19 protein-coding genes are annotated in these 21,412 nt (G+C 62.2%); 8 read left to right on the top strand and 11 right to left on the bottom strand.

The genetic code is table 11. The features are described from left to right. Position 1: 1 nt before the first annotated feature. From VR863_RS05680 to VR863_RS05660, 5 genes are all read right to left on the bottom strand, one after another. On the bottom strand, positions 2–466 hold the full coding sequence (locus VR863_RS05680) for a MaoC family dehydratase (protein ID WP_324827465.1): 465 nt from the start codon (positions 464–466) through the stop codon (positions 2–4). Between the two features lie 51 nt (positions 467–517). After that, positions 518–1,318, bottom strand: a complete 801-nt coding sequence (locus tag VR863_RS05675) for a DUF1206 domain-containing protein (RefSeq protein WP_324827464.1) — start codon at positions 1,316–1,318, stop codon at positions 518–520. A gap of 59 nt (positions 1,319–1,377) precedes the next feature. Next, entirely contained in the window at positions 1,378–2,640 is a 1,263-nt protein-coding gene (locus VR863_RS05670) for an alkaline phosphatase family protein (RefSeq protein WP_324827463.1), read from the bottom strand. A gap of 8 nt (positions 2,641–2,648) precedes the next feature. Further along, positions 2,649–3,749, bottom strand: coding sequence for a redox-regulated ATPase YchF (ychF, locus tag VR863_RS05665; protein ID WP_324827462.1), 1,101 nt, complete (start codon positions 3,747–3,749; stop codon positions 2,649–2,651). A gap of 64 nt (positions 3,750–3,813) precedes the next feature. Continuing rightward, positions 3,814–4,809, bottom strand: coding sequence for an SDR family oxidoreductase (locus VR863_RS05660; RefSeq protein ID WP_324827461.1), 996 nt, complete (start codon positions 4,807–4,809; stop codon positions 3,814–3,816). A gap of 125 nt (positions 4,810–4,934) precedes the next feature. Between VR863_RS05660 and VR863_RS05655 the strand changes: the two genes are divergently transcribed. Then, entirely contained in the window at positions 4,935–6,458 is a 1,524-nt protein-coding gene (locus tag VR863_RS05655) for a tetratricopeptide repeat protein (protein WP_324827460.1), read from the top strand. Between the two features lie 85 nt (positions 6,459–6,543). On the opposite strand, the gene VR863_RS05650 is transcribed toward VR863_RS05655, so the two are convergent. The 5 genes from VR863_RS05650 to VR863_RS05630 all read right to left on the bottom strand — a co-directional run bounded on the left by VR863_RS05650 (position 6,544) and on the right by VR863_RS05630 (position 10,768). After that, positions 6,544–7,263, bottom strand: coding sequence for a cistern family PEP-CTERM protein (locus VR863_RS05650; RefSeq protein ID WP_324827459.1), 720 nt, complete (start codon positions 7,261–7,263; stop codon positions 6,544–6,546). A 149-nt stretch (positions 7,264–7,412) separates the two neighbouring features. Beyond that, positions 7,413–7,982, bottom strand: a complete 570-nt coding sequence (pth, locus tag VR863_RS05645) for an aminoacyl-tRNA hydrolase (RefSeq protein ID WP_324827458.1) — start codon at positions 7,980–7,982, stop codon at positions 7,413–7,415. A gap of 90 nt (positions 7,983–8,072) precedes the next feature. Further along, entirely contained in the window at positions 8,073–8,768 is a 696-nt protein-coding gene (locus VR863_RS05640) for a 50S ribosomal protein L25/general stress protein Ctc (RefSeq protein WP_324827457.1), read from the bottom strand. 127 nt (positions 8,769–8,895) lie between these two features. Next, the gene (locus VR863_RS05635) at positions 8,896–9,771 is read right to left on the bottom strand and encodes a TraB/GumN family protein (RefSeq protein ID WP_324827456.1); all 876 of its coding nucleotides are present in this window, start codon (positions 9,769–9,771) and stop codon (positions 8,896–8,898) included. A gap of 70 nt (positions 9,772–9,841) precedes the next feature. Further along, the gene (locus VR863_RS05630) at positions 9,842–10,768 is read right to left on the bottom strand and encodes a TraB/GumN family protein (RefSeq protein WP_324827454.1); all 927 of its coding nucleotides are present in this window, start codon (positions 10,766–10,768) and stop codon (positions 9,842–9,844) included. A gap of 184 nt (positions 10,769–10,952) precedes the next feature. On the opposite strand from VR863_RS05630, the gene VR863_RS05625 reads away from it, so the two are divergent. The 3 genes from VR863_RS05625 to ppdK are packed head-to-tail and all read left to right on the top strand — an operon-like array spanning position 10,953 to position 16,755. Beyond that, complete coding sequence (locus tag VR863_RS05625) at positions 10,953–11,864, top strand: glycine--tRNA ligase subunit alpha (RefSeq protein ID WP_324827453.1); 912 nt, start codon at positions 10,953–10,955, stop codon at positions 11,862–11,864. Next, complete coding sequence (gene glyS / locus VR863_RS05620) at positions 11,861–14,032, top strand: glycine--tRNA ligase subunit beta (RefSeq protein WP_324827452.1); 2,172 nt, start codon at positions 11,861–11,863, stop codon at positions 14,030–14,032. The genes VR863_RS05625 and glyS overlap by 4 nt, the downstream gene beginning before the upstream one ends. A gap of 56 nt (positions 14,033–14,088) precedes the next feature. Next, complete coding sequence (ppdK, locus tag VR863_RS05615; protein ID WP_324827451.1) at positions 14,089–16,755, top strand: pyruvate, phosphate dikinase; 2,667 nt, start codon at positions 14,089–14,091, stop codon at positions 16,753–16,755. Here ppdK and VR863_RS05610 read toward each other — a convergent pair. After that, positions 16,752–17,510 (bottom strand): class I SAM-dependent methyltransferase, encoded by a 759-nt coding sequence (locus tag VR863_RS05610; RefSeq protein WP_324827450.1) that lies wholly within the window; start codon positions 17,508–17,510, stop codon positions 16,752–16,754. The genes ppdK and VR863_RS05610 overlap by 4 nt on opposite strands. A gap of 54 nt (positions 17,511–17,564) precedes the next feature. Here VR863_RS05610 and VR863_RS05605 point away from each other — a divergent pair, with 54 nt between their 5' ends. From VR863_RS05605 to VR863_RS05590, 4 genes are all read left to right on the top strand, one after another. Further along, positions 17,565–18,335 carry a ComF family protein gene (locus VR863_RS05605; protein WP_324827449.1) on the top strand — a complete coding sequence of 257 codons (771 nt, stop codon included), beginning with the start codon at positions 17,565–17,567 and terminating at the stop codon, positions 18,333–18,335. 351 nt (positions 18,336–18,686) lie between these two features. Beyond that, positions 18,687–19,058 (top strand): phosphoribosyl-AMP cyclohydrolase, encoded by a 372-nt coding sequence (gene hisI, locus VR863_RS05600; protein ID WP_324827448.1) that lies wholly within the window; start codon positions 18,687–18,689, stop codon positions 19,056–19,058. A gap of 32 nt (positions 19,059–19,090) precedes the next feature. Next, positions 19,091–19,549, top strand: coding sequence for a MerR family transcriptional regulator (locus tag VR863_RS05595; RefSeq protein ID WP_324827447.1), 459 nt, complete (start codon positions 19,091–19,093; stop codon positions 19,547–19,549). A 46-nt stretch (positions 19,550–19,595) separates the two neighbouring features. Continuing rightward, positions 19,596–21,401, top strand: a complete 1,806-nt coding sequence (locus tag VR863_RS05590; RefSeq protein ID WP_324827446.1) for an acyl-CoA dehydrogenase C-terminal domain-containing protein — start codon at positions 19,596–19,598, stop codon at positions 21,399–21,401. Positions 21,402–21,412 lie beyond the last annotated feature (11 nt).

The following is a 21,412-nucleotide window of genomic DNA, read 5'->3' as shown; positions in this document are numbered from 1 at the left end:
GTTAATCTTCGATCGGCGCGTCGATATCGCGAACGCGGATAAGGCCGTTGCTGACCATGTCGAGCACCGGTTCATCGTGCTGATTGAACGTTGTTATCCGGCTTTTGAAAATACCCATTTCGCGCCGTGACCTGCTGCGGCGCTTTTCGATAACGGTGCTTTCGCAGCGTAGGGTATCACCGGGATAGACTGGTTTTACCCAACGCAGCTGGTCCACGCCGGGCGAACCCAGGCCTGCCTGCCTGTTGGCGGTGAGGTTTTCGACCAGCATCGCCATTGTCATGGAGCAGGTGTGCCATCCGCTGGCCGAAAGGCGGCCGAAATGGGTTTGCGCGGCGGCATCGTCATCAAGGTGGAAGGGTTGCGGATCGTACTTGCGTGCGAAATCCATAACTTCGTCACGCGTGACTTCGTAGCGTCCGAACGTCTGGCTGGAGCCGACAACGATATCTTCGAAAAAGACCATGCCCCGCCGGATGCCGCAGGCAGTCCGGCGAGGCAATATCAATCTTGGAGTTCAGGCCCGGAAGATCGGGACCCGGCCGTTCGCGCCCATATCCGGAATGATCTTGTATCGCGCCAGAATGAAACTGAAAATCCCGAACAGCAGCAGGCCGATGGCTACCAGGGTAAAGACGATGCCTTCACCGGCAAGCGATGCCACGGCGTCGCCAAGTGTCTTTACTTGCTCGCTGCCAGCAGACAGCAAGCCGGCCTTGATGAGCGACCAGCCGATGATGAGGAAGACCACTGCGCGTGCCACGTAACCGGCCCCGCCAATCTGGCGGGTATAGGACGGTGCGGCGCCAGAGATGCGATGCATGAATTCTCCGGTCAGGCCCTTCTTGGCCTGGAATACCGCGGCGACGAAAAACGCGATGCCGAGGATGCCGACCAAAACGCCGCCGAATTCCATCGACAGGACGCCCGATGCCGCCTTTTGTGCGCCGTCCCCGCTGCCGCCCGATCCGCTGGAAGCGAATTTGTAAGCCGAGAATGCCAGCGCAAGATGACCGATTGCGCTGCCTGCATGGCCCAGGCGTTTCGCCCATCCTTTTGCGTCGCTCCCCTGATTTTCGATGTCGAAGAACGTCGATGCAAACCGGAAAAGCGCATAGGCAAGCAGGCCCACGACCATCAGCCAAAGCACGGCCGTTCCCAGAGGAAACTCCTTCACCGCCTGGAAAATACCGTTGGTGCCTTGCGCGATCTTGCCCGCGCTGGTCAGCGCGATCAGGCCCAGCACGGAATACAGAATCGCGCGGCTGAAATAGCCCAGCCTCACGAACCAGTTAAATTTTTCGGACTTGTCGACCACGCGGTAACTCCCTGTTGTTCAGGGGTGCAACGGCGATGGGGTCACAAGCGTTCCTGAAATCAATCGTGCAAGGCTGGACGCAAGGCGTCGAGCGAACCGTCGGAGCGGCTTGCCCGCGGCAAGCCCAGCAATTCGCGCAGCAGGGGCGCCACTGCGGTGTTGACCAGCCCTTGCGCGGTAACATTGCTGCGGAAGGCAGGGCCATTGGCAAGGAACAGCGCCGCCATTTCGGGTACGGCAGGATCGTAACCGTGGGTTCCGCCGGTCCATGTTGCCTGTGACCGGCTCGGCAGGATGCTCCACCCCGTGTCTGCCAGGCAGAGATAGGGCGGTATGCGCGGGTGCGTGCCATAAGCGAAGCGGGCCGGGATATCCCCCTTGCGCCAGCAATCCATATGAGGATGGTCCGCGAGGATTGCGGCTTCGAAGGCGGCTTCGTTGCCGCTTGTCGCTTCGAAGGTGGCGTAAGGGCCATTCTCGACGATGCGGTACAGCGATGGATCGGTGATTTCATCGAGCGCGATGACCCGGCTCGAACTGGTCTGCGCCATTCCGTGATCGGCCACGATCACGAGATTGGCGGGCTGACCCAGTTCGGCAAGACCGGCCCGCAGCATCGCGATGTGGTTGTCGATATCCTTGAGGCTTCCGTCCACCTCGGCGCTGTCGGGCCCGGCATCGTGCCCGGCGGAATCGAGCGTGTCGAAATAAAGGGTGACGAAAGCTGGCCGCATTTCGGCCGGCCGGCGCAACCAGTCCAGCACGCTGTTCACGCGCTGACGGTTGGTCACCTGCATCGAGAATTGCTGCCAATCCTGCGGAAGTATCCCGTCGTCCACCGGACCATAGCGTTTTGCCGTGCCGCCCCATGGAACCGCGGAACCGGGCCAGAACATGGCCGCCGTTCGGATACCGGCTTCTTCCGCTTCGACCCAGATCGGTTTCGCGTCCGACCACCAGAACGGATCGACATTTGCCATGGTGAAAACTTCGCCGGGGCGGCGCGGGTCTTCCATCCTGTTGGCGGTGATACCGTTGTGATCGGGCACGAGGCCGGTGACCAGCGTCCAGTGGTTGGGGAAAGTCTTGGTCGGGAAGGACGATTGCATGCTGGCGCGCACACCGTCATCCGCCAGTCCTGACAGCGTCGGCGTCAGCCCCCTGTCGAGATAATCGGCGCGAAACCCGTCAATCGATACGAGAATGGTTACCGGTTCGCGAATTTCGCGGATTGCCGAAGACGCTGCCGGGTCGGGCACCGTCGCGCATCCCCCCGCAAACGAGGCGAGCGCGAAGGCGAGGGCGGCTGCGAACTGCTTCATGTCTGTCCTCAGACGTTGAACTTGAACATCATGATGTCGCCATCCTGGACGACATACTCCTTGCCTTCCTGGCGAAGTTTGCCGGCTTCCTTGGCACCGCTTTCCCCGCCAAGCGCGACAAAGTCGTCATAGGCGATGGTTTCGGCGCGGATGAAGCCGCGTTCGAAATCGGTGTGGATCTCGCCAGCGGCCTGCGGAGCGCGGGCGCCCTGGGGGAAGGTCCACGCACGGGCTTCCTTCGGCCCCACGGTGAAGAAGGTCTTGAGACCGAGCAGCGTGTAACCGGCACGGATGACCCGGCTCAGGCCGCTTTCTTCCAGCCCGAGTTCCGCGAGGTATTCGGCGCGTTCTTCCGCGGGCATCGAGACAAGTTCGCTTTCGATAGCGGCCGAAACGACAACCGCCTGCGCGCCTTCGGCAGCGGCCTTGGCAAAAACGAGATCGGAAAGGGCGTTGCCCTTGGCCGCATCTTCTTCGCCCACGTTGCACACGTAGAGGACAGGCTTCGCGGTGAGCAGCTGCGCCTGGCTGAAGACGCGCGCTTCTTCGTCATCCTTGGGCTCGGTCAGCCGGGCTGGCTTGCCTTCGCGCAGCAGTTCCAGCGCCTGTCCCAGGACGGACGCCATGATCTTTGCTTCCTTGTCGCCGCCGGTCGCTTTCTTGGCAGCTGCCGGAACGCGCTTTTCGAGGCTTTCCAGATCGGCCAGCATCAGTTCGGTTTCGACCACCTCGGCATCGGCAATGGGATCGACCTTGTTGGCCACGTGCTGGATGTCGTCGTCTTCGAAACACCGCAGCACATGGACCACGGCATCCACTTCACGGATGTTGCCGAGGAACTGGTTGCCCAATCCTTCGCCCTTGCTCGCGCCTTTCACCAGTCCGGCAATGTCCACGAAGGCAAGCTGGGTCGGGACGATCTTGGCCGAGCCGCCAATCGCGGCGATCTTGTCCAGCCGTTCGTCAGGCACGGCAACCTGGCCCACGTTCGGCTCGATCGTGCAGAACGGGTAATTCGCGGCCTGTGCGGCCTGCGTTTCAGTAAGGGCGTTGAAAAGGGTGGACTTGCCGACATTCGGCAGGCCGACGATCCCGCAGCGGAAACCCATCGATAACTCCGGAAATAGTGTTTGGCCGCGCCCTTAGACCGCTGCGCCGCCGAATGCCATAGGTTCAGGCGTTATGGACCGCTTTGATCAGCGGGCCATAGCCCGAGCCGCCCAGCCATTCGGTCTGGACACGCGCGCTAACCTCGTTGATCACCACCTGCGGTTTGGGTCCGGGGTGGACCGGTATCCGCAGCGGGCGGGTCCCGGGCGGCATGGCAATGGTGCGGGCGATCGCATCGGGCACGTCCTGCGGATTGGCGCTGCGGCCCGATCCGTCTTCGGTGCCCATCCGTTCGAACTGGGCGCGGTAGCCATCGGCATGAACCGCCGTGACGCGTTCTTTCAAAGCCGCCGAATTGACGTTGCGATTCACCCACACCTTGGTCGGATATCCGCCGGGCTGGATGATCGTGACATCGATATTATGCGGCACCAGCTCGTAAGCCATCTGCTCGCTCATCGCTTCGAGTGCGAATTTCGTGGCCGAGTAATGGCCCGAATACGGCACGATAACGCGGCCAAGTTGGCTGGATATCTGGAAAATCTGGCCTGCGCCCTTGCTCCGCATTCCCGGCAGTACTGCGCGCGCCACGCGGTGACACCCCAGGACGTTCGTGTCGAAGATCAGCCTGGTCGCTTCCATGTCCTGCAATTCGACGGGCGAACTGATCCCGATCCCGGCGTTGTTGACCAGCACGTCCATCGGTCCGCCGTTGATCCGTTCCGCTTCGGCAACGGCAGCGTCCACCTCGTCATCCCGCAGAACGTCGAGGGGGAGCACATACAGGTCGAGCTTGGCGTCGAGAGCCAGTTGGCGCAATTCGTCCGCTTCGGGGCGCGGCAGGTTGCGCATGGTCGCGAAAACACGCGCCCCGAGCCTGGCGTAGGTTTCCGCGCCAAGGCGCCCGAAACCGGAAGAGCAGCCCGTTATGAACACGCTCTTCCCTGCAAGGTTCGGCGTCATCGGAACGGTTTGCGCCAGAGCGCTTCGGGCGTTCGCGGCGAGCACCCCGGTAGCGGCTGCGCCGGCAAGCAAGGATCGGCGGGTAATCGAGGGCATGGACAATCTCCTGTGTGCTGCGGGCCATAACACGGAAATCGCGAGGTTTGAACGTGCCCCCATCCAGGGTGGAAAAGGGCTACCGGCTTCACGAAAATTTCAAGATTGCGTGCTATGCCCGGATCATGAAATCGATCCGAAATATCTGTTCGACACTGGTCCTTGCCGTGGCACTGGCCGGCTGTTCTCCCGATCCTGAAACCAGCTTTGCCGACGGGCGCGCGGCGTTTGCGGCCAACGATTTTCGTGGCGCGCGCGTCGCCCTGATTGCGGGACTGCGCGAACAGCCTGGCGAACTCGCGATGCGGCTGCTGCTGGCCCGAACCCAGATCGCACTGGGCGACGGGGATGGTGCAGGGGCCACGCTGGACGAACTTCCGGCAGAAGTGCTGAAGGGTGCGGAAGCCACCGTGTTGCGCGCCGAAGCGCAAGTTCTGCGGGGTCGCTACGACGAAGCGCTGACGCTGGTGGAAACGCAACAGACCGGCGCGGCTGACCGCGTTAGGGCGCTGGCCCATATCGGTCGCAGGGAATTTGCCGAGGCCGCGAGAGCGTTCGAGGCCGGTGCTGGCCGGGATGACGTCCACCCCCCCTTGCTGTCAGCCTATGCGCGGTTCGAACTGGCGCGCGGCGCGGTTGAACACGCTCAGGAGTTGATCGACGCGGCGCTCGCCGCTGATGGCAAGCTGGTGGAAGGCTTTCTGGTCAGGGGCGAAATCCTCGCGGCGATAAACAAACTTCCCGAGGCCTTGGATGCCTACGATGGCGCGCTGGGCCTGCATGCCGCGAACTTCGACGCCTTGCTCGGAAAGGCCGATGTCCTCGCCCGGCTTGGCCGGTTCGACGAGGCGGAGAAAATCGCCGACGCACTCGGCAACGATTCGCCAAGAGCCCTCAAGGTGGCTGCGGTGCGCGCTCGCGTTGCGGCGGGCAAGGGCGATTGGACGCAGGTCCGCACTATCCTGCAGCCGCTGGAAAATGAACTGCGCGACAGTCCGCTGGCCGTTGCCCGATACGGCGAAGCGCTGTTGGAACTGGATCGCCCTTCGCTCGCGCTAAGCTGGCTGGAACCGGCGCAGGTCCGCCAGTCCGGTTCGCGCGAATTGCGAACGCTGGTGGCGCGCGCGCGTCTGGCGGACGGCAATGCTGCGGGCGCATTGGAAATGATCCGCCCGGTTGCAACACGCCCCGATGCAAACAAGAACGAGCTGGACATAGCTGCTGCGGCTGCACGGGCGGCGGGCAGCGGATCGGCTGCCGAATTCGCACGGCGGGCCCAAAGGCCGTCGCCGCAATGGCTCGGCGGGGCGTTGGCGAAGGCCGATAGTGCGCTGCGAAACAGCCAATGGCGCGAGGCGGAAACGCAATATCAGGCCATTCTGGACAGGACGGGGTCGTCGAACGCGATGGTCCTGAACAATCTGTCTTACGTGAAAACCCAGTTGGGCCAGGATGACGAAGCGCTGAAGCTGGCGCTTGAGGCGGTCAAGCTGGAGCCGGACTACCCGTCAATTCTGGACACGGCGGGTTGGCTGCTGGTCCAGTCCGGATCGCGTCAGCGCGGAACCGAAATGCTCAGGCGCGCCGCTCGGCTCGATCCCGACAACACCGCTATTGCCCGCCATCTTTCGGAAGCAACCGCGGACTGACTTGGGCGTCAGGCATGAAAAAGGCGGCGCGCAGGTTCTGCGCGCCGCCTTTTTTCGTCCGGCAGCAATACCGGGAAAATTAGCGTCAGGCGTAAGCCAGTGCCGGGGCCGTCTGCGGCATCGCAAACCGGCGACGACGCGTTCCGGCAAACAGCGCCAGCGTGGCAAGAGCGAACAGCAGCATCATGCCCGGGGCAGGGACATCGGTGCCGCCCGAAGTCGACGTCTGGCGTCCGCTTGCCGAGGTCACGTCACCCAGGCCCGAAACCGACTGGTAGCGGACATAGAAATCGTCGAGCGTCAGGCTGGCCGGAGCCGTTCCGAAGTCGAGGCTGAGCGTACCGGTGCCGGTTTCGCCGTCGAACAGGCCTGCCGAACCGCCACCAGCGCAGCTTCCGGTGTTGGTGCCCTGGAAGCATACGTCGACGCGTCCGATGCCGTTCGGATAGTTCGAATCGGTGTTGGTGAAGGCATAGGTTCCGGTGCTGCTGGCACCGGTGATGTCGGGATTGGTGTTGAACGCGAAGCTGGAAACCCGCGAACTGACGCCGTCGGTCGTCGAACCGGTGTTCGTGACCGAATAGGAGAAATTATAGACACCGTTCACGATGCTATCGAGCGTTAGCGTGATTTCGCTGCTCAGACCTTCGAGCGACGATCCGCCATCGACAAATCCGTCGAAGCCGACTGTGAAGCTGTCACCGACCGAAGCGGAATCGAGCATGATCGGCTCGGCCGCAGCCGGGGCTGCAAAAGCCAGGCCGAAAACGGCAGCCGCCTTAACGATGAGTGCGCGCCAATTCATAGTAACCCCCGAAACTGGTAAATAGTGCGTTATCCAAGTGCCTCATCCCTGTCAGCAATCCTTTGCGTTAGCGATCCGGCAAATCAGCCTGTCTCAAATGGACACACTGTTTTTGCAAGCCGCCAAGGATTGCAAAATCGCCGATCGGGTTATTCCTGCATGCGAAGGGCGAACTCGCTCATGAAACGCGCATCATCGCCTTTTGCCAGCCATTCGGCTTCGGCGGAAATGGCCCCCAGCATAGCCGCCAGATCATCCATTTCCGACTTGGCATAATTGCCCAGGACATGACCGGTCACGCGGTCCTTGTGCCCCGGGTGCCCGATGCCGATGCGGACACGGCGGAAATCGGGGCCCACATGCTGGTTGATCGACCGCAGGCCATTGTGGCCGGCAAGGCCGCCTCCGGTGCGGACTTTTACCTTGAACGGGGCGAGATCCAGTTCGTCATGGAACACCGTCAGCGCGTCAGGCTCGAGCTTGTAGAAGCGCAGCGCTTCGCCCACGGCGCGGCCGCTTTCGTTCATGTAGGTTGCCGGCTTGAGCAACAGCACCTTCTGCGTTCCGATCCGCCCTTCCTGGACCCAGCCGGAGAACTTCTTCTGGACCGGCCCGAAGCCGTGCATGTCGGCGATGACGTCGCACGCCATGAAACCGACGTTATGTCGGTGCATCGCATATTGCGGTCCGGGATTTCCAAGGCCTGTCCAGATTTGCATCCGCGCCCTCTAGCCGTGCGTCGCGCAAAAGCAAAACGCCGGACTTCACGAAGAAGCCCGGCGCCTTGAATACGGTGAAAGGAAGAAGGCTTATTCGCCCTTGTCTTCCTGTTCCTCGGCTGCGTCTTCGTCCACGCCCTGTTCGGTCGCGGCCGTTTCGCCAGCTGCCATGCCTTCGCCGGTCGCGTCGTCGCCTGCTGCGCCTTCGCTCTTCTTGAGAGCGGACGGAGCGACAAGCGTTGCGATGGTGAAGTCGCGATCGGTGATCGCGCTTTCGCTACCCGCAGGCAGCTTCACTTCGCTGATGTGGATCGAATCGCCAACATCCTTGCCGGTGACATCGACTTCGATTTCGCCGGGGATCTTGTCGTTTTCGCAGATCAGTTCGAGTTCGTGACGGACCACGTTCAGAACGCCGCCCTTCTTCAAACCGGGCGAAGCTTCCTCGTTGAGGAACACGACGGGAACCGAGACTTCGATCTTGCCGCCCTTGGTCATGCGCAGGAAATCGGCATGTTCGGGGCGATCGTTGACGGGGTGCAGCGACACGTCCTTGGGAAGTGTGCGGATCTTCTTTCCGCCAAGCTCGATCTCGACGATCGAGTTCATGAAGTGACCGCTGCCAAGCTGGCGACGCAGTTCCTTCTCCTCGATGTGGATCAATACGGCTTCTTCCTTGCCGCCATAGATTACGGCAGGGACGCGGCCTTCGCGACGCAGTGCACGGGAGGCTCCCTTGCCTGCCCGTTCGCGCGTCTCGGCCGGAAGTGTCAGAGCATCGCTCATGTCGCTTACCTTTCGAATTGCTTTTGAATTACCATTCGGTCCGCCACGCCTCCAGGGATGACCATGACGCCGAAGCGCGGGCCCTTAGCAGCCACGGCGCGAAACGCAAGCATGAAGGCACCCCGGCTCAGTCGATGCGGCGCACCGTATATCCGCGCCGTTCGAGCAGGGCAGGCAATCCGCCCGCACCCAGAAGGTGCCCGGCACCCACTGCGATCAGGGGCCTTTCGGGTGCGGCAAGCAATGTTTCAATCCGGGCGGCCCACGCGATATTCCGCGTGTCGAGAAGCGCGGCCTTCAATTCCGGATCGGCCAGTATCCCGCGCCCGGTAATTTCGCCCAATCGTTCCAGATCGCCGCTTTGCCAGATGGATGCCAGATCGCCTGTTTTGTTGGCCGCATCCGATGTTTCGGCCAACACGGCGGCCAGCAAATCGCGCTGTTCGGCTTCGGGAAGGGAATCGAAAATGCTCAACTGGTTTGCGGCGCCTTCCAGTTCGATGACCCGACGTCCCTCGAATTCGCCGATCAGGGCGCGATCGACCCCGTTTTCCGAATCGCCATCCTGCGCGATCTGGGCCAGTGCCAGTGCGGCGGCCCAGCTTTCCATCCGGTCGAAGTAGCTGCGCTGCACTCCGCCCTTCATCAGCAGGGCATCGAATTCATCGCGCAATTGCGGGGCAATGCGCTGGCGGATCGGCGGGGACGGGCGATCATACGCCATCTTCTCGAACAAGCCGGACAGCTTCGCGCCGTCCTCAAGATTGGCGACTTCGACCACGAGCGCATCGGCCGAACCGATCGACCGGTCGAGCCGCGGCGAACGCCAGACCACATCGTCGGGCAGGGCGTGAATGGTGCCGAACAGCCATCCTTCGACCTCGCCACCCGGCTGCGAAATTTCCCACAAGGCGGGATAGCTGTCGGGAACGGGCGCGGGTTCGGGCTGGCAGGCCGCCAGCAGTGTCATCATGACGAGACCGGAGAGGATGCGGGCAATCACGCAGCCTCCTGTGGCGACGCTGTGGCTCAATGCAAGTCCCCGTCTTCTTCTGAACCAGGGCCCGAAGGCGCTACTGAACGCGCGCGACCACGAAGCCCCGTTCGGTCAGGTAGTCCTGAACGCTCTGCTTGCCGGCAAGATGGCCGGCGCCAACCGCGATGAACACGGTGCCCGGCGCATCCATCCGGTCATCGATCCAGCCAGCCCAATTGGCGTTGCGGTCGTACAGAAGTGCCTTGGCCAGGGTGGGGTCGGTGAGGCCCTGGTTCATCAGTTCCGCCAGCCCATCGGCGTCGCCTTCCAGCCATTCCGCCACCATCTGGTCCATCAGCGGCACGATCGCATCGATATTGTCGGCCGACGCCATCAGGAAGGCGATCTGCGATTCCAGCGGCAGGCTGTCGAACAGGGCGATCTGGTAATCGAGTGTTTCGAGCGCATCGCGTTGGACTTCGGCGCTCGCCTTGACCTCGACGGTCTTCTCCACCCCGCTTTCGGCGCTCCACCCGCTCTTCATCAATGGCAGCACAGCCAGCGTCATTCCGGCGAACCACGGTTCGAAGCGGTCAAACGCGGCAACCGGCAGGCCGAGCGCGGTCAACGCTCCTTCATAGCTGGCACGGTCCTCTTCGCTGAGGATGGTTCGCAAAGACTGGTCCGCGGGCAACATCGCCTGCATCGCAACCCTTTGCTGGGCGGCAGGGTCGCTGGTGGCCGACGCCGGTATCTCGGTGACCAGAGTTCCTGCCGACCCCAGCGCAGTGGCGATTGGCCCGTTGAACCATTCCACATCCTGCGGCAGCGCATGGACCGTCCCGAACAGATAAATCGTCGTGTCCTCGTCGGCCACCTTCCACAGGGCCGGTCCGGCGCTGACCTGCGCATCGGATGCAGGTTCGAGAACCGGAATGGCGGCGGCAGGCTCGGCTGCGTAAGTGGTGCATCCTTGCAGGGAAAGGGCGGCCACCGTGCCTATGGTGAGAAGGTTGCGTCGCATTCTGTCAGGTCCCTGTCTTTGGCAGCGTGTTTGCCGGCTCGGTTCGCCGTGTTCACCTCTCCCTATGTCGCGAATTTGCGCCCGTGTCAGCACGACCCGACATGATTTGGACAATCGTGCTGTTTCGCGTGCGGGAAACGCTGCGGCATTGACCGGTCCAGACGCTTCCGCCAAAGCGCCGCGCATGACCCGCGTGCCCGAAAGACAACCGGCAAAATCCTTCCAGGACATGATCCTCGCGCTCCATGATTTCTGGAGCGCGCAAGGGTGCCTCATCCTTCAACCATATGACATGCGCATGGGGGCGGGCACGTTTCACACCGCCACCACACTGCGCGCGCTGGGGCCGGAACCGTGGAACGCGGCTTTTGTCCAGCCCTGCCGCCGCCCCACCGATGGCCGTTACGGTGAAAACCCGAACCGGTTGCAGCACTATTACCAGTACCAGGTGATCCTGAAGCCGAGTCCGCCGGATATCCAGGACCTTTACCTGGAAAGCCTGCGCGTGATTGGCATCGATCCGCTCAAACACGACATCCGCTTCGTGGAAGACGATTGGGAAAGCCCGACGCTGGGCGCATGGGGACTGGGTTGGGAAGTCTGGTGTGACGGGATGGAAGTCACCCAGTTCACCTATTTCCAGCAGATGGGCGGCTTCGATTGCAAGCCGGTCGCGGGCGAGCTGACCTACGGGCTCGAACGCCTGGCGATGTATATCCAGGGCGTCGACAACGTGTACGACCTCGACTTCAACGGCCGCGGCGTCAGCTACGGGGACGTGTTCCTCGAGAACGAAAAGCAGATGTCGAAGTGGAACTTCGAAGTCGCCGATACCGACGCACTGTTCGATCTGTTCAACAAGGCCGAGGCCGAGTGCCGCAACGCGCTCGCCAACGATGTTCCCATCGCCGCTTACGAACAAGCGGTCGAGGCCAGCCACATCTTCAACCTTCTCCAGGCGCGCGGCGTGATCAGCGTGCAGGAACGCGCCAGCTACATGGGCCGTGTCCGTGATCTGGCACGCGGTTCCTGCGAGGCGCACATGGCCAAGGAAGCCGATGGATGGGCCGAGAAATATCCGGAGTGGTCGGCATGAGCACCGATTTCCTCCTCGAACTGCGTAGCGAAGAGATTCCCGCCCGGATGCAGGCTGGCGCGCGGACCGAGCTTGAAAAGCTGTTCCGCCGCGAGATGGATGCCGCTGGCGTTTCGGTTGGCGAAATCACCGTCTGGTCGACCCCGCGCCGCCTTGCGCTGATCGCGCGAGGCCTTCCGCAGGCAACTGAGGCCGTCAGCGAAGAAGCCAAGGGTCCGCCCGAAGGTGCGCCCGATCAGGCAATCGACGGGTTCTGCCGCAAGAACGGCGTCACCCGCGACCAGTTGGAACTGCGCGACGTAAAGGGGCGCAACACCTGGTTCGCGGTGATCGAAAAGCCGGGAATGGCGGTGAAGGACCTGCTTGCTGGCTCCATTCCGGCGATCATCCGCGATTTCAGCTGGCCCAAGTCGATGCGCTGGGGCGCGGATTCGGTCAGCACGGAAAGCCTCCGCTGGGTGCGCCCGCTGTCGGGCATCGTCGCGCTGCTGGGCGATGATGTGATCGATTGCGAAGTGCATGGCGTCACCTCGGGCGCGGTGACGCTGGGCCATCGCTTCCACCATTCGGGTGACATCACCATCGGCAGCGCCGACGATTACGCGGTGAAGCTGCGCGCAGGCCATGTGATCGTGGACCATGCCGAACGGCAGGACATCATTCGCTCGGGCGCGGCCTGGGTCGCATCCGAAGCCGGTCTCAACCTGGTCGAGGACGAAGGGCTGGTGATCGAGAACGCCGGTCTTACCGAATGGCCTGTCCCGTTGCTCGGCCGGTTCGAGGAGGACTTCCTCGAGGTCCCGCCCGAAACGATCCAGCTGACCGCCCGCGTGAACCAGAAGTATTTCGTCTGCGAGGACGCGGCAGGAAAGCTCGCCAACGCCTTCATTTGCACCGCCAATATCGAGGCGGAAGACGGCGGCGCGCGCGTGGTCGACGGCAACCGCAAGGTCCTCGCCGCCCGCCTGTCCGACGCGCGCTTCTTCTGGGACGTCGACCGCAAGAAGACCCTCGCAGAGCACGCCAAGGGGCTGGGGCGGATTACCTTCCACGAAAAGCTGGGCACCGTCGCAGACAAGGTCGACCGCGTGGCCAAGCTGGCCCGCTGGCTGGTCGAGGAAGGCTTCGTCAAGGACGCCGATCCGGACATGGCCGAACAGGCTGCGCGCCTCTGCAAGGCCGATCTCGTCACCGAAATGGTCGGTGAATTTCCCGAACTTCAGGGCCTGATGGGCGCCTATTACGCCCGCGCCGAGGGTTTGCCTGATGCTCTCGCCGACGCCATTCGCGATCACTACAAGCCGGTCGGACAGGGTGATGATGTGCCGACTTCTCCTGTTACGGTGGCGGTGTCACTGGCAGATAAGCTGGATAACCTCTTCAGCTTCTTCAAAATCGACTTGTTGCCTACCGGTTCGAAGGACCCATTCGCGCTGCGTCGTGCTGCGTTGGGATACCTCCAAATCGCTCAGAAAAACGATATCAAAGCCGACCTATCGGTGCTTGCTCAAGCTTGGTCAGAGAATGACAGCGAAGGCAGCCTCGGCCTGCGCGTTGCCGATTTCCTTTTTCAGCGCCTAGGTGTTCAGCTCCGCGATGAAGGTGTGCGCCACGACTTCATTGACGCTTCCCGTAGCTGGAGTGCGGGAAGCGAAACTGATGGACGTGTTGATCGTGTCGAAGCGAGAGCGAGGGCGCTGGCAGCTTTCCTCGACACCGAAGACGGCACCAACCTGCTCGCTGGTTACAAGCGCGCCGCCAACATCCTCAAGAAGGAAGACTGGCACGGCGCGGAAGGCGAAATCGCCCGCACCGGCGAGGAAGATCCGCTGGCGCTGGTCGACGATCCCGACATGAAGGCGGTGATCGACGCCAAGATGGCCGAGCGCCATGCGAAGGAACTATCCTACGAACCCGAGGCGGCTGAAAAGGCGCTGATGGATGCTCTCGAAACGGCGCAACCGGCAGCGGCCAAGGCTATCGAAGCTGAAAACTTCTCGGGCGCAATGGCGGCGCTTGCCAGTTTGCGATCGCCCATCGACCGGTTTTTCGATGAAGTCACAGTAAACGCTGATGAAGAAAACAAGCGGGCACATCGCCTCGACCTGCTTGCGCGTTTTCGTGCTGCAGTGCACAAAGTCGCGGACTTCAGTCGCATCGAAGGCTGAGCGATACATGCGCATGGACTGTGCTCCGTGCGTCCCATCCAGTAGGAATTGCCTTGATGAGTAACGACACGGTCTTCACCTTCGGCGGCAACGCTCCGCATTCGAATGCGCGGCAGAAGGACAAGACCGTCACGGGCGGCAAGGGCGCGAACCTGGCCGAAATGGCCAGCATCGGTTTGCCGGTCCCCCCGGGCTTCACCATCGCGACCGAAGAATGCCTTGAGTATCTGGCGCATGGTGCGGATTTCTCCGATGCCCTGCGCGCTTCGGTGGCCGAGGCGTTGACCCATATCGAACGCACCGTGGGCAAGGATTTCGGCGATCCGGCCGATCCGCTGCTGGTGTCGGTTCGTTCGGGGGCCGCCGTGTCGATGCCGGGCATGATGGATACCGTCCTCAACCTCGGCCTGAACGACGAAACGGTCCAGGGCCTTGCCGCCGCGTCGGGCGATGAACGCTTCGCGTGGGACAGCTATCGCCGCTTCATCCAGATGTATTCGGACGTCGTCCTTGGCCTCGATCACGGGCTGTTCGAGGAAGCCCTCGAAATCGCCAAGGAAGACGCGGACTATTACGCCGACACCGAAATGAGCGCGGACGATTGGAAAATGCTGGTCGGGGAATACAAGCGGATCGTTTCCGAACAGCAGGACGAACCGTTCCCACAGGACCCCCATGTGCAATTGTGGGGTGCCATCCGCGCGGTGTTCGACAGCTGGGACAGCGAACGGGCCAAGGTCTATCGCCGCCTCAACGATATCCCGCACGACATGGGCACCGCGGTCAACGTGCAGGCGATGGTGTTCGGCAATATGGGCGATACCAGTGCCACCGGCGTCGCCTTTACCCGCGATCCGTCGACTGGCGAGAAAGCCTATTACGGCGAATGGCTGGTCAACGCCCAGGGCGAAGACGTGGTGGCCGGCATCCGCACTCCGCAATACCTCACCAAGGCTGCGCGCGAACGGGCGGGGGCGGAACGGGCCAGCATGGAAGAAGCCATGCCCGATGCCTATGCCGAACTGGCGCATCTGTTCGACCTGCTCGAACGGCATTACCGCGATATGCAGGATATCGAGTTCACCGTTCAGCAGGGCAAGCTCTGGCTGCTCCAGACCCGCAACGGCAAGCGCACGGCGAAGGCCGCGCTCAAGATGGCCGTCGACATGGTTGGCGAAGGTCTGGTCGATGAAAAGACCGCGATCCTGCGGGTCGATCCTATGGCGCTCGACCAGTTGCTCCACCCCACGCTCGATCCGGATGCGCCGCGTGACGTGCTGACCGCTGGCCTGCCCGCATCGCCGGGGGCGGCAAGCGGCAAGATCGTCCTCGATGCCGATACTGCGGAACTCTGGTCGAACCGTGGGGAAAAGGTGATCCTCGTCCGCGTCGAGACCAGCCCAGAGGATATTCATGGGATGCACGCTGCCACGGGCATCCTGACCGCTCGTGGCGGGATGACCAGCCACGCGGCCGTGGTGGCGCGCGGCATGGGACGGCCGTGTGTGTCGGGTGCTTCGCAGGTATCCATCGCGCGCGAAGGCCGCACCCTAACGATCGGGACGCGCGAGCTGAAGGAAGGCGATACGATCACGATCGATGGCTCCAACGGCCAGGTCATGGCCGGCGAAGTCCGCACGATAGAACCCGAACTTGCCGGTGATTTCGGCATTCTGATGGAATGGGCGGACAAGCACCGCCGGATGCGCGTGCGCACGAATGCCGAAACCGAAAACGATTGTCGGATGGCGCGTCAGTTCGGCGCCGAAGGGATTGGCCTGTGCCGGACAGAACACATGTTCTTCGACGCAGACCGGATCAGCTTGGTTCGCCAGATGATCCTCGCCCAGGATGAAACGGGACGCCGCGCCGCTCTCGACCAATTGCTGCCCGAACAGCGCAGCGATTTCGTCAAGATTTTCGATGTGATGGTCGGCCTGCCATGCACCATCCGGCTGCTCGATCCGCCGCTTCACGAATTCCTCCCGCACAATGACGCCGACTTCGACGATCTGGCCGAAGCCACCGGCTTCAGCGTCGACCAGCTTCGGCGCCGGGCTGGGGAATTGCATGAATTCAACCCCATGCTGGGTCACCGTGGGTGCCGCCTCGGGATCACCTATCCCGAAATTTACGAAATGCAGGCGCGCGCCATTTTCGAGGCCGCGTGCCAGGTCGCGCAGGCAAGTGGCGAAGCTCCTGTTCCCGAGGTGATGATCCCGTTGGTGGCCACGCGCCGCGAACTGGAATTGCTCAAGAATGTTGTCGACCGTGTGGCCGAAGAAGTGTTCGCAGCCGCAGGGTGCCGGGTCGAATACCTTGTCGGGACCATGATCGAACTGCCCCGCGCGGCGCTGATGGCGGGCGAAATCGCGGAGGTTGGAGAATTCTTCAGCTTCGGCACGAACGATCTTACGCAGACTACGCTTGGCGTAAGCCGAGACGATGCGGGCCGGTTCCTGACGACCTATGTCGACAAGGGCATTTTCGCCCGTGATCCCTTCGTCAGCCTCGATATCGACGGGGTTGGCCAGCTCGTTGGACTGGCTGCGGAACGGGGCAGGGCGACGCGGCCCGATATCAAGCTTGGCATCTGCGGCGAACATGGCGGAGATCCGGCAAGCATCGCCTTCTGCGAGGAAACGGGCCTGGATTATGTCAGCGCGTCACCGTACCGCGTGCCGATCGCCCGTCTGGCGGCTGCACAGGCAAGCCTGCGCTAGGCTTTCCAACCGGTAAGGGTCATGATCTCGAAATCTTCGAGGACCCGGCCTTGCTTGTTCGCCGTTTGCATGAACGCTGACCTTGCGCGCGCCACCGCCTCCTTATCCAGGGGGGGTGCCGCGCTGGTAAGGCAATTGCCGAGCCCCTGGTCCCGAAGGTCCGAGACAAGTTTGTCCAGAGACCGATAGGCCACGGTCAGCGTCCGGCTATCCACGACCTGCCGGCCAAACATGGCACGCTGGAGCAGGGCCGAAGCGGCGCGGTTGTCGATCAGGGGATGCATGCGCGCCGCAGGTCGATCGGGTTCGGCCGCGATCATCGCCCGTCGTAGATTTGGCAGGCTTCCTGCACCCACGACGCTCGCGATCATTATGCCGCCCGGGGCCAACGCCATGTGCAAGTGAAGCAGCGCGCCGGGCAGGTCGTTGACTCGCTCAACCGATGCCAGGCTAACGATCAGGTTATACGGGCCGCCATCGAGCGGCTGCTCTTCGTCTATGGTGCGAACGTCGGCTTCCGTAACCGCCGCGCCGCGTCCACCCAACGAAAGGGCGAGTGTCCCGGTCCAATCCCCGATCACTAGCACGCGATCCGGCTCAAGCCGCATGAACTCCAGCCGTTCGAGAACATCTTCGACCATGTCGTCGAGGATGTATCTGGCGGCATCGCGCTGCGATTGCCGGACCAGCGCCCGCCGAAGTCCGGAAATACGCCGATCACGATCGAAAATACGGGGTGGTGCGGCGCCAGTCATCAGCCGCGCCCTGCCGCGCTTGCAAGCCGCGCGCAAGCGGTGCAGCACGTTCAGATGTCGACAAGGCGCGTCCTCTTCGAAAGTCTCGCTCCGGTGATCGACTTCATATACCCGCCCAGATGTCCGGCCTGCGGAGCGGGGCTGGGCGAGCAGGGTGGACTATGCGCCGCCTGTTGGGATGATCTCGTCATTCCGTCTGAACCGTGCTGCAAGACGTGCCAGCGGCCCTTCGGCCAGACTGGCCCGGCACATGGAGCTATGTGCGCGCCGTGTCTGGCAGATCCTCCGCTCCACGACGGAATCGCCGCCGGCACGCTGTACACCGAGACGTCCCGCAAGCTGGTGTTGGCGCTGAAACACGGCGGGCGCATCGCGCTTGCACCGATGTTGGCCAAGCTTATCGCTGCGCGCATAGCGGGAAAAAATACCGACCGGGTGATCGTACCGGTCCCGCTGCACCGCGGGCGCTTATGGACGCGGGGGTACAATCAGGCGGGGCTGCTCGCGCGCGAACTGGCGAAGAACGGGCATGGCCATCTGCTGGTGGACGGGCTCGTGCGAAGGCGCGCGACACCATCGCTTGGCGGTTTGGGGGCTGGTGCCCGCCGCAAAGCACTCGCCGGAGCGATCGAGCCAAACCGCAAGCGGCAAAACCGTATTGCCGGGTCCGATGTTATCCTGGTCGACGATGTCCTGACCAGCGGCGCAACCAGCACGGCATGCGTCAAGGCACTCAAGAAAGCCGGAGCGCGAACCGTGATTGTCGGGTGCGCTTCGAGAGTTCTCGATGAAGCTATCGGGAGTGCGCGCGGGCAGGGCGGATAAACGAAACGCCCGGGTCCTTTCGGACCCGGGCGCCACGTGACGAATAATACCGGACCTGCCTTGCGGCAGCGGTGCAACCCCCCAGTAGCACCTGGTCCATCCCTCATCGTTTCCGGATGCGCCGCGAAAACCCTCATCGCGGCAGCGGATCCGGGACCCCCATGAACCTGGCGCTCTAATGGCACCGATGCTCCGGTGGGCGGGCCACAACAACCCGCGGATCGGAATGTTCACGAAGTTGAGCATTCAGGGAATATGGTTTTGCTTTCACGCTCGATTTTGGAAGGAGTTTGTGGTTATCGTGCAACAAGAACGTCGCATTCCTACAATTGAACTCAGGAACAAACCGTAATGTCGGACGCGAAAAACAGGGAAGAAGGTTTCGCCTTCATGCCCAAGTTCGACGATCGGGGCTTGTTGACTGCCGTGGTGGTCGATTCCGGATCGGACGCCATCCTCATGGTCGCATTCATGGACGAGGAAGCGCTGGCGGCCACCAGACGCAGCGGCCGCGCCCACTTCCATTCCCGATCGAGGGGGGAATTGTGGATGAAGGGCGAAAGCTCGGGCAATGTTCTGAACGTTGATGCCATCCTGGTCGATTGCGATCAGGACGCGTTGATCCTGCGCTGCACACCGGCGGGGCCGACGTGCCATACGGGCGCAACGAGTTGCTTCTACCGCGAGTTGGATGGGGATGCTCTCCGGCCCGTAAGGACTTGACGCTTACGTAAACGTTCGGGTAAACGGGTGGCATGACCCAGCCGCTGAGTAGAGAGCACGTGACGACGGACAAGGACAGGCGCCATGCCGGTGCCCATCTTGAACGACCGGACAAGCTCGACCGCGAACAATTCTCCATTTCGGATTTGACCAGCGAGTTCGATTGCACCGCGCGGGCCTTGCGATTTTACGAGGATGAAGGGCTAATCGCCCCCTCGCGCGTTGGCCTGACGCGGATCTATTCGACCCGCGATCGTGCCCGACTTGCATGGATCATGCGCGCCAAGAACGTTGGCTTCTCGCTCACGGAAATCCGTGAGATGATCGACCTTTACGATCTGGGTGACGGGCGCGTGGAGCAGCGCCGGGTCACGGTCGAAAAGTGCAAAACTCATGTCGCCAAGCTCAAGGCTCAGCGCGCTGATATCGACAGTTCGATCAAGGAACTGACCGAATTCATCAGCCACATCGAGACGCTGGACCAGGACTGACGAGCTGGGCGAAAGCCCACCACAACCCCCTACCAAGGACACGCAGATGCCCACCTATACCGCGCCCACACGCGACACCCGTTTCATCATCAACGAAGTTCTCGATCTCGCCAGCTATGGCGAATTGCCTGGCTTCGAGATGGCGACGACCGACGTCACCGACGCCGTGATCGATGAAGGCGGCAAGTTTTGTGCGCAGGTTCTTGCTCCGCTCAACCAGTCTGGCGATCAGGAAGGCTGCACGCGCCACGCCGATGGTTCCGTGACGACTCCCAAGGGCTTCAAGGAAGCGTTCGACCAGTTTCGCGAAGCAGGTTGGGGCACGCTCGGTCATCCGGAGGAATTCGGCGGCCAGGGAATGCCGCACGTAATGGGTTTCGTGATCGAGGAATTCATCGCTTCTTCCAACCAGGCGTTCGGCATGTACCCCGGCCTGACCAACGGTGCGGTGTCGGCCCTGCTCGCGAAGGGTTCGCAGGAGCAGAAAGAGAAATATCTGCCCAAGATGATCTCCAACGAGTGGACGGGCACCATGAACCTGACCGAGCCGCATTGCGGCACGGATCTCGGCATGATCCGCACCAAGGCCGAACCGCAGGCCGATGGCAGCTATGCGATTACCGGCACCAAGATTTTCATATCCGCTGGCGAACACGACATGGCGGAGAACATCATCCACCTGATTCTTGCCAAAACACCGGGCGCGCCCGATTCCACCAAGGGGATTTCGCTGTTCGTCGTGCCCAAGTTCATCGTAAACGACGATGGCAGCCTGGGCGATCGCAACGGCGTCGTCTGCGGTTCGATCGAACACAAGATGGGCATCCACGGCAACGCGACCTGCGTGCTCAATTACGATGGCGCCAAGGGTTGGCTCGTCGGGGACGAAAACAAGGGGCTTGCCGCCATGTTCATCATGATGAACGCGGCGCGGCTCGGGGTTGGTATTCAGGGCCTCGCACAGGCGGAAGCGGCCTATCAGAACGGCGTGACTTATGCCCTCGACCGGCGTCAGGGCCGCGCCCTCACGGGCCCTGCGGAACCCGAGGCGCAGGCCGATCCGATTTTCGTCCACCCCGACGTGCGCCGCATGCTGATGGACGCCAAGGCCTTTACCGAAGGCATGCGCTTGCTGTGCCTGTGGGGTGCGCTTCTGGTGGACCTGAGCCACAAGGCCGCGACCGAGGAAGAGCGCGCCGAAGCCGACGCGATGATCGGACTGCTTACGCCGGTCATCAAGGGTTACGGCACCGACAAGGGCTACGAAGTCGCTACGAACATGCAGCAGGTCTATGGCGGCCACGGTTACATCGAGGAATGGGGCATGAGCCAATTCGTCCGCGATGCCCGGATTGCCCAGATCTACGAAGGCACGAATGGTGTTCAGGCCATGGACCTGTGCGGCCGCAAGCTGGCGCAGAATGGTGGCGCGGCGATCCAGGCGTTCTTCAAGATGGCTGCCGAGGATATCGCCGCGGCAAAGGCGGACGAAGCGCTTGCCCCGATGGCGGAGCAGCTTGAAAAGGCCGTTGCCCAGCAGCAGGCGGCAACGATGTGGTTCATGCAGAACGCGATGGCCAACCCCAATCACCTTGGGGCGGGTGCCCACCACTACATGCACATCATGGGTATCGTTTCGCTTGGTCTGATGTGGCTTCGCATGGCCAAGGTCGCGAAGGCGAAACTGGCCGAAGGCGCTGATGACAAGGCCTTCTACGAGGCAAAGCTCGCCACTGCGCGCTATTACATGGATCGCTACCTTCCCGATGCCGGCGCACTGCGCCGGAAACTGGAAGCGGGCGCCGACAGCATGATGGCCCTTGGCGAAGAGGCGTTCGCCACGGCCGCGTGATCGGCGTCATA

Source organism: Qipengyuania zhejiangensis (assembly GCF_035607565.1).
Lineage (GTDB): Bacteria > Pseudomonadota > Alphaproteobacteria > Sphingomonadales > Sphingomonadaceae > Qipengyuania > Qipengyuania zhejiangensis.
Note: the sequence above shows the minus strand (reverse complement) of the source record. Positions and strands in the feature narration are given on the sequence as shown.

Excerpts from the sequence above, each read along its gene's own strand:
- VR863_RS05610 (WP_324827450.1), bottom strand. The coding sequence starts at position 17,510 with ATGACTGGCGCCGCACCACCCCGTATTTTCGATCGTGATCGGCGTATT.
- VR863_RS05590 (WP_324827446.1), top strand. The coding sequence starts at position 19,596 with ATGCCCACCTATACCGCGCCCACACGCGACACCCGTTTCATCATCAAC.
- VR863_RS05625 (WP_324827453.1), top strand. The coding sequence starts at position 10,953 with ATGACCCGCGTGCCCGAAAGACAACCGGCAAAATCCTTCCAGGACATG.
- VR863_RS05595 (WP_324827447.1), top strand. The coding sequence starts at position 19,091 with ATGACCCAGCCGCTGAGTAGAGAGCACGTGACGACGGACAAGGACAGG.
- glyS (WP_324827452.1), top strand. The coding sequence starts at position 11,861 with ATGAGCACCGATTTCCTCCTCGAACTGCGTAGCGAAGAGATTCCCGCC.
- VR863_RS05660 (WP_324827461.1), bottom strand. The coding sequence starts at position 4,809 with ATGCCCTCGATTACCCGCCGATCCTTGCTTGCCGGCGCAGCCGCTACC.
- VR863_RS05650 (WP_324827459.1), bottom strand. The coding sequence starts at position 7,263 with ATGAATTGGCGCGCACTCATCGTTAAGGCGGCTGCCGTTTTCGGCCTG.
- VR863_RS05655 (WP_324827460.1), top strand. The coding sequence starts at position 4,935 with ATGAAATCGATCCGAAATATCTGTTCGACACTGGTCCTTGCCGTGGCA.
- ppdK (WP_324827451.1), top strand. The coding sequence starts at position 14,089 with ATGAGTAACGACACGGTCTTCACCTTCGGCGGCAACGCTCCGCATTCG.
- VR863_RS05670 (WP_324827463.1), bottom strand. The coding sequence starts at position 2,640 with ATGAAGCAGTTCGCAGCCGCCCTCGCCTTCGCGCTCGCCTCGTTTGCG.
- ychF (WP_324827462.1), bottom strand. The coding sequence starts at position 3,749 with ATGGGTTTCCGCTGCGGGATCGTCGGCCTGCCGAATGTCGGCAAGTCC.
- VR863_RS05630 (WP_324827454.1), bottom strand. The coding sequence starts at position 10,768 with ATGCGACGCAACCTTCTCACCATAGGCACGGTGGCCGCCCTTTCCCTG.
- hisI (WP_324827448.1), top strand. The coding sequence starts at position 18,687 with ATGTCGGACGCGAAAAACAGGGAAGAAGGTTTCGCCTTCATGCCCAAG.
- VR863_RS05605 (WP_324827449.1), top strand. The coding sequence starts at position 17,565 with ATGTCGACAAGGCGCGTCCTCTTCGAAAGTCTCGCTCCGGTGATCGAC.
- pth (WP_324827458.1), bottom strand. The coding sequence starts at position 7,982 with ATGCAAATCTGGACAGGCCTTGGAAATCCCGGACCGCAATATGCGATG.
- VR863_RS05640 (WP_324827457.1), bottom strand. The coding sequence starts at position 8,768 with ATGAGCGATGCTCTGACACTTCCGGCCGAGACGCGCGAACGGGCAGGC.
- VR863_RS05680 (WP_324827465.1), bottom strand. The coding sequence starts at position 466 with ATGGTCTTTTTCGAAGATATCGTTGTCGGCTCCAGCCAGACGTTCGGA.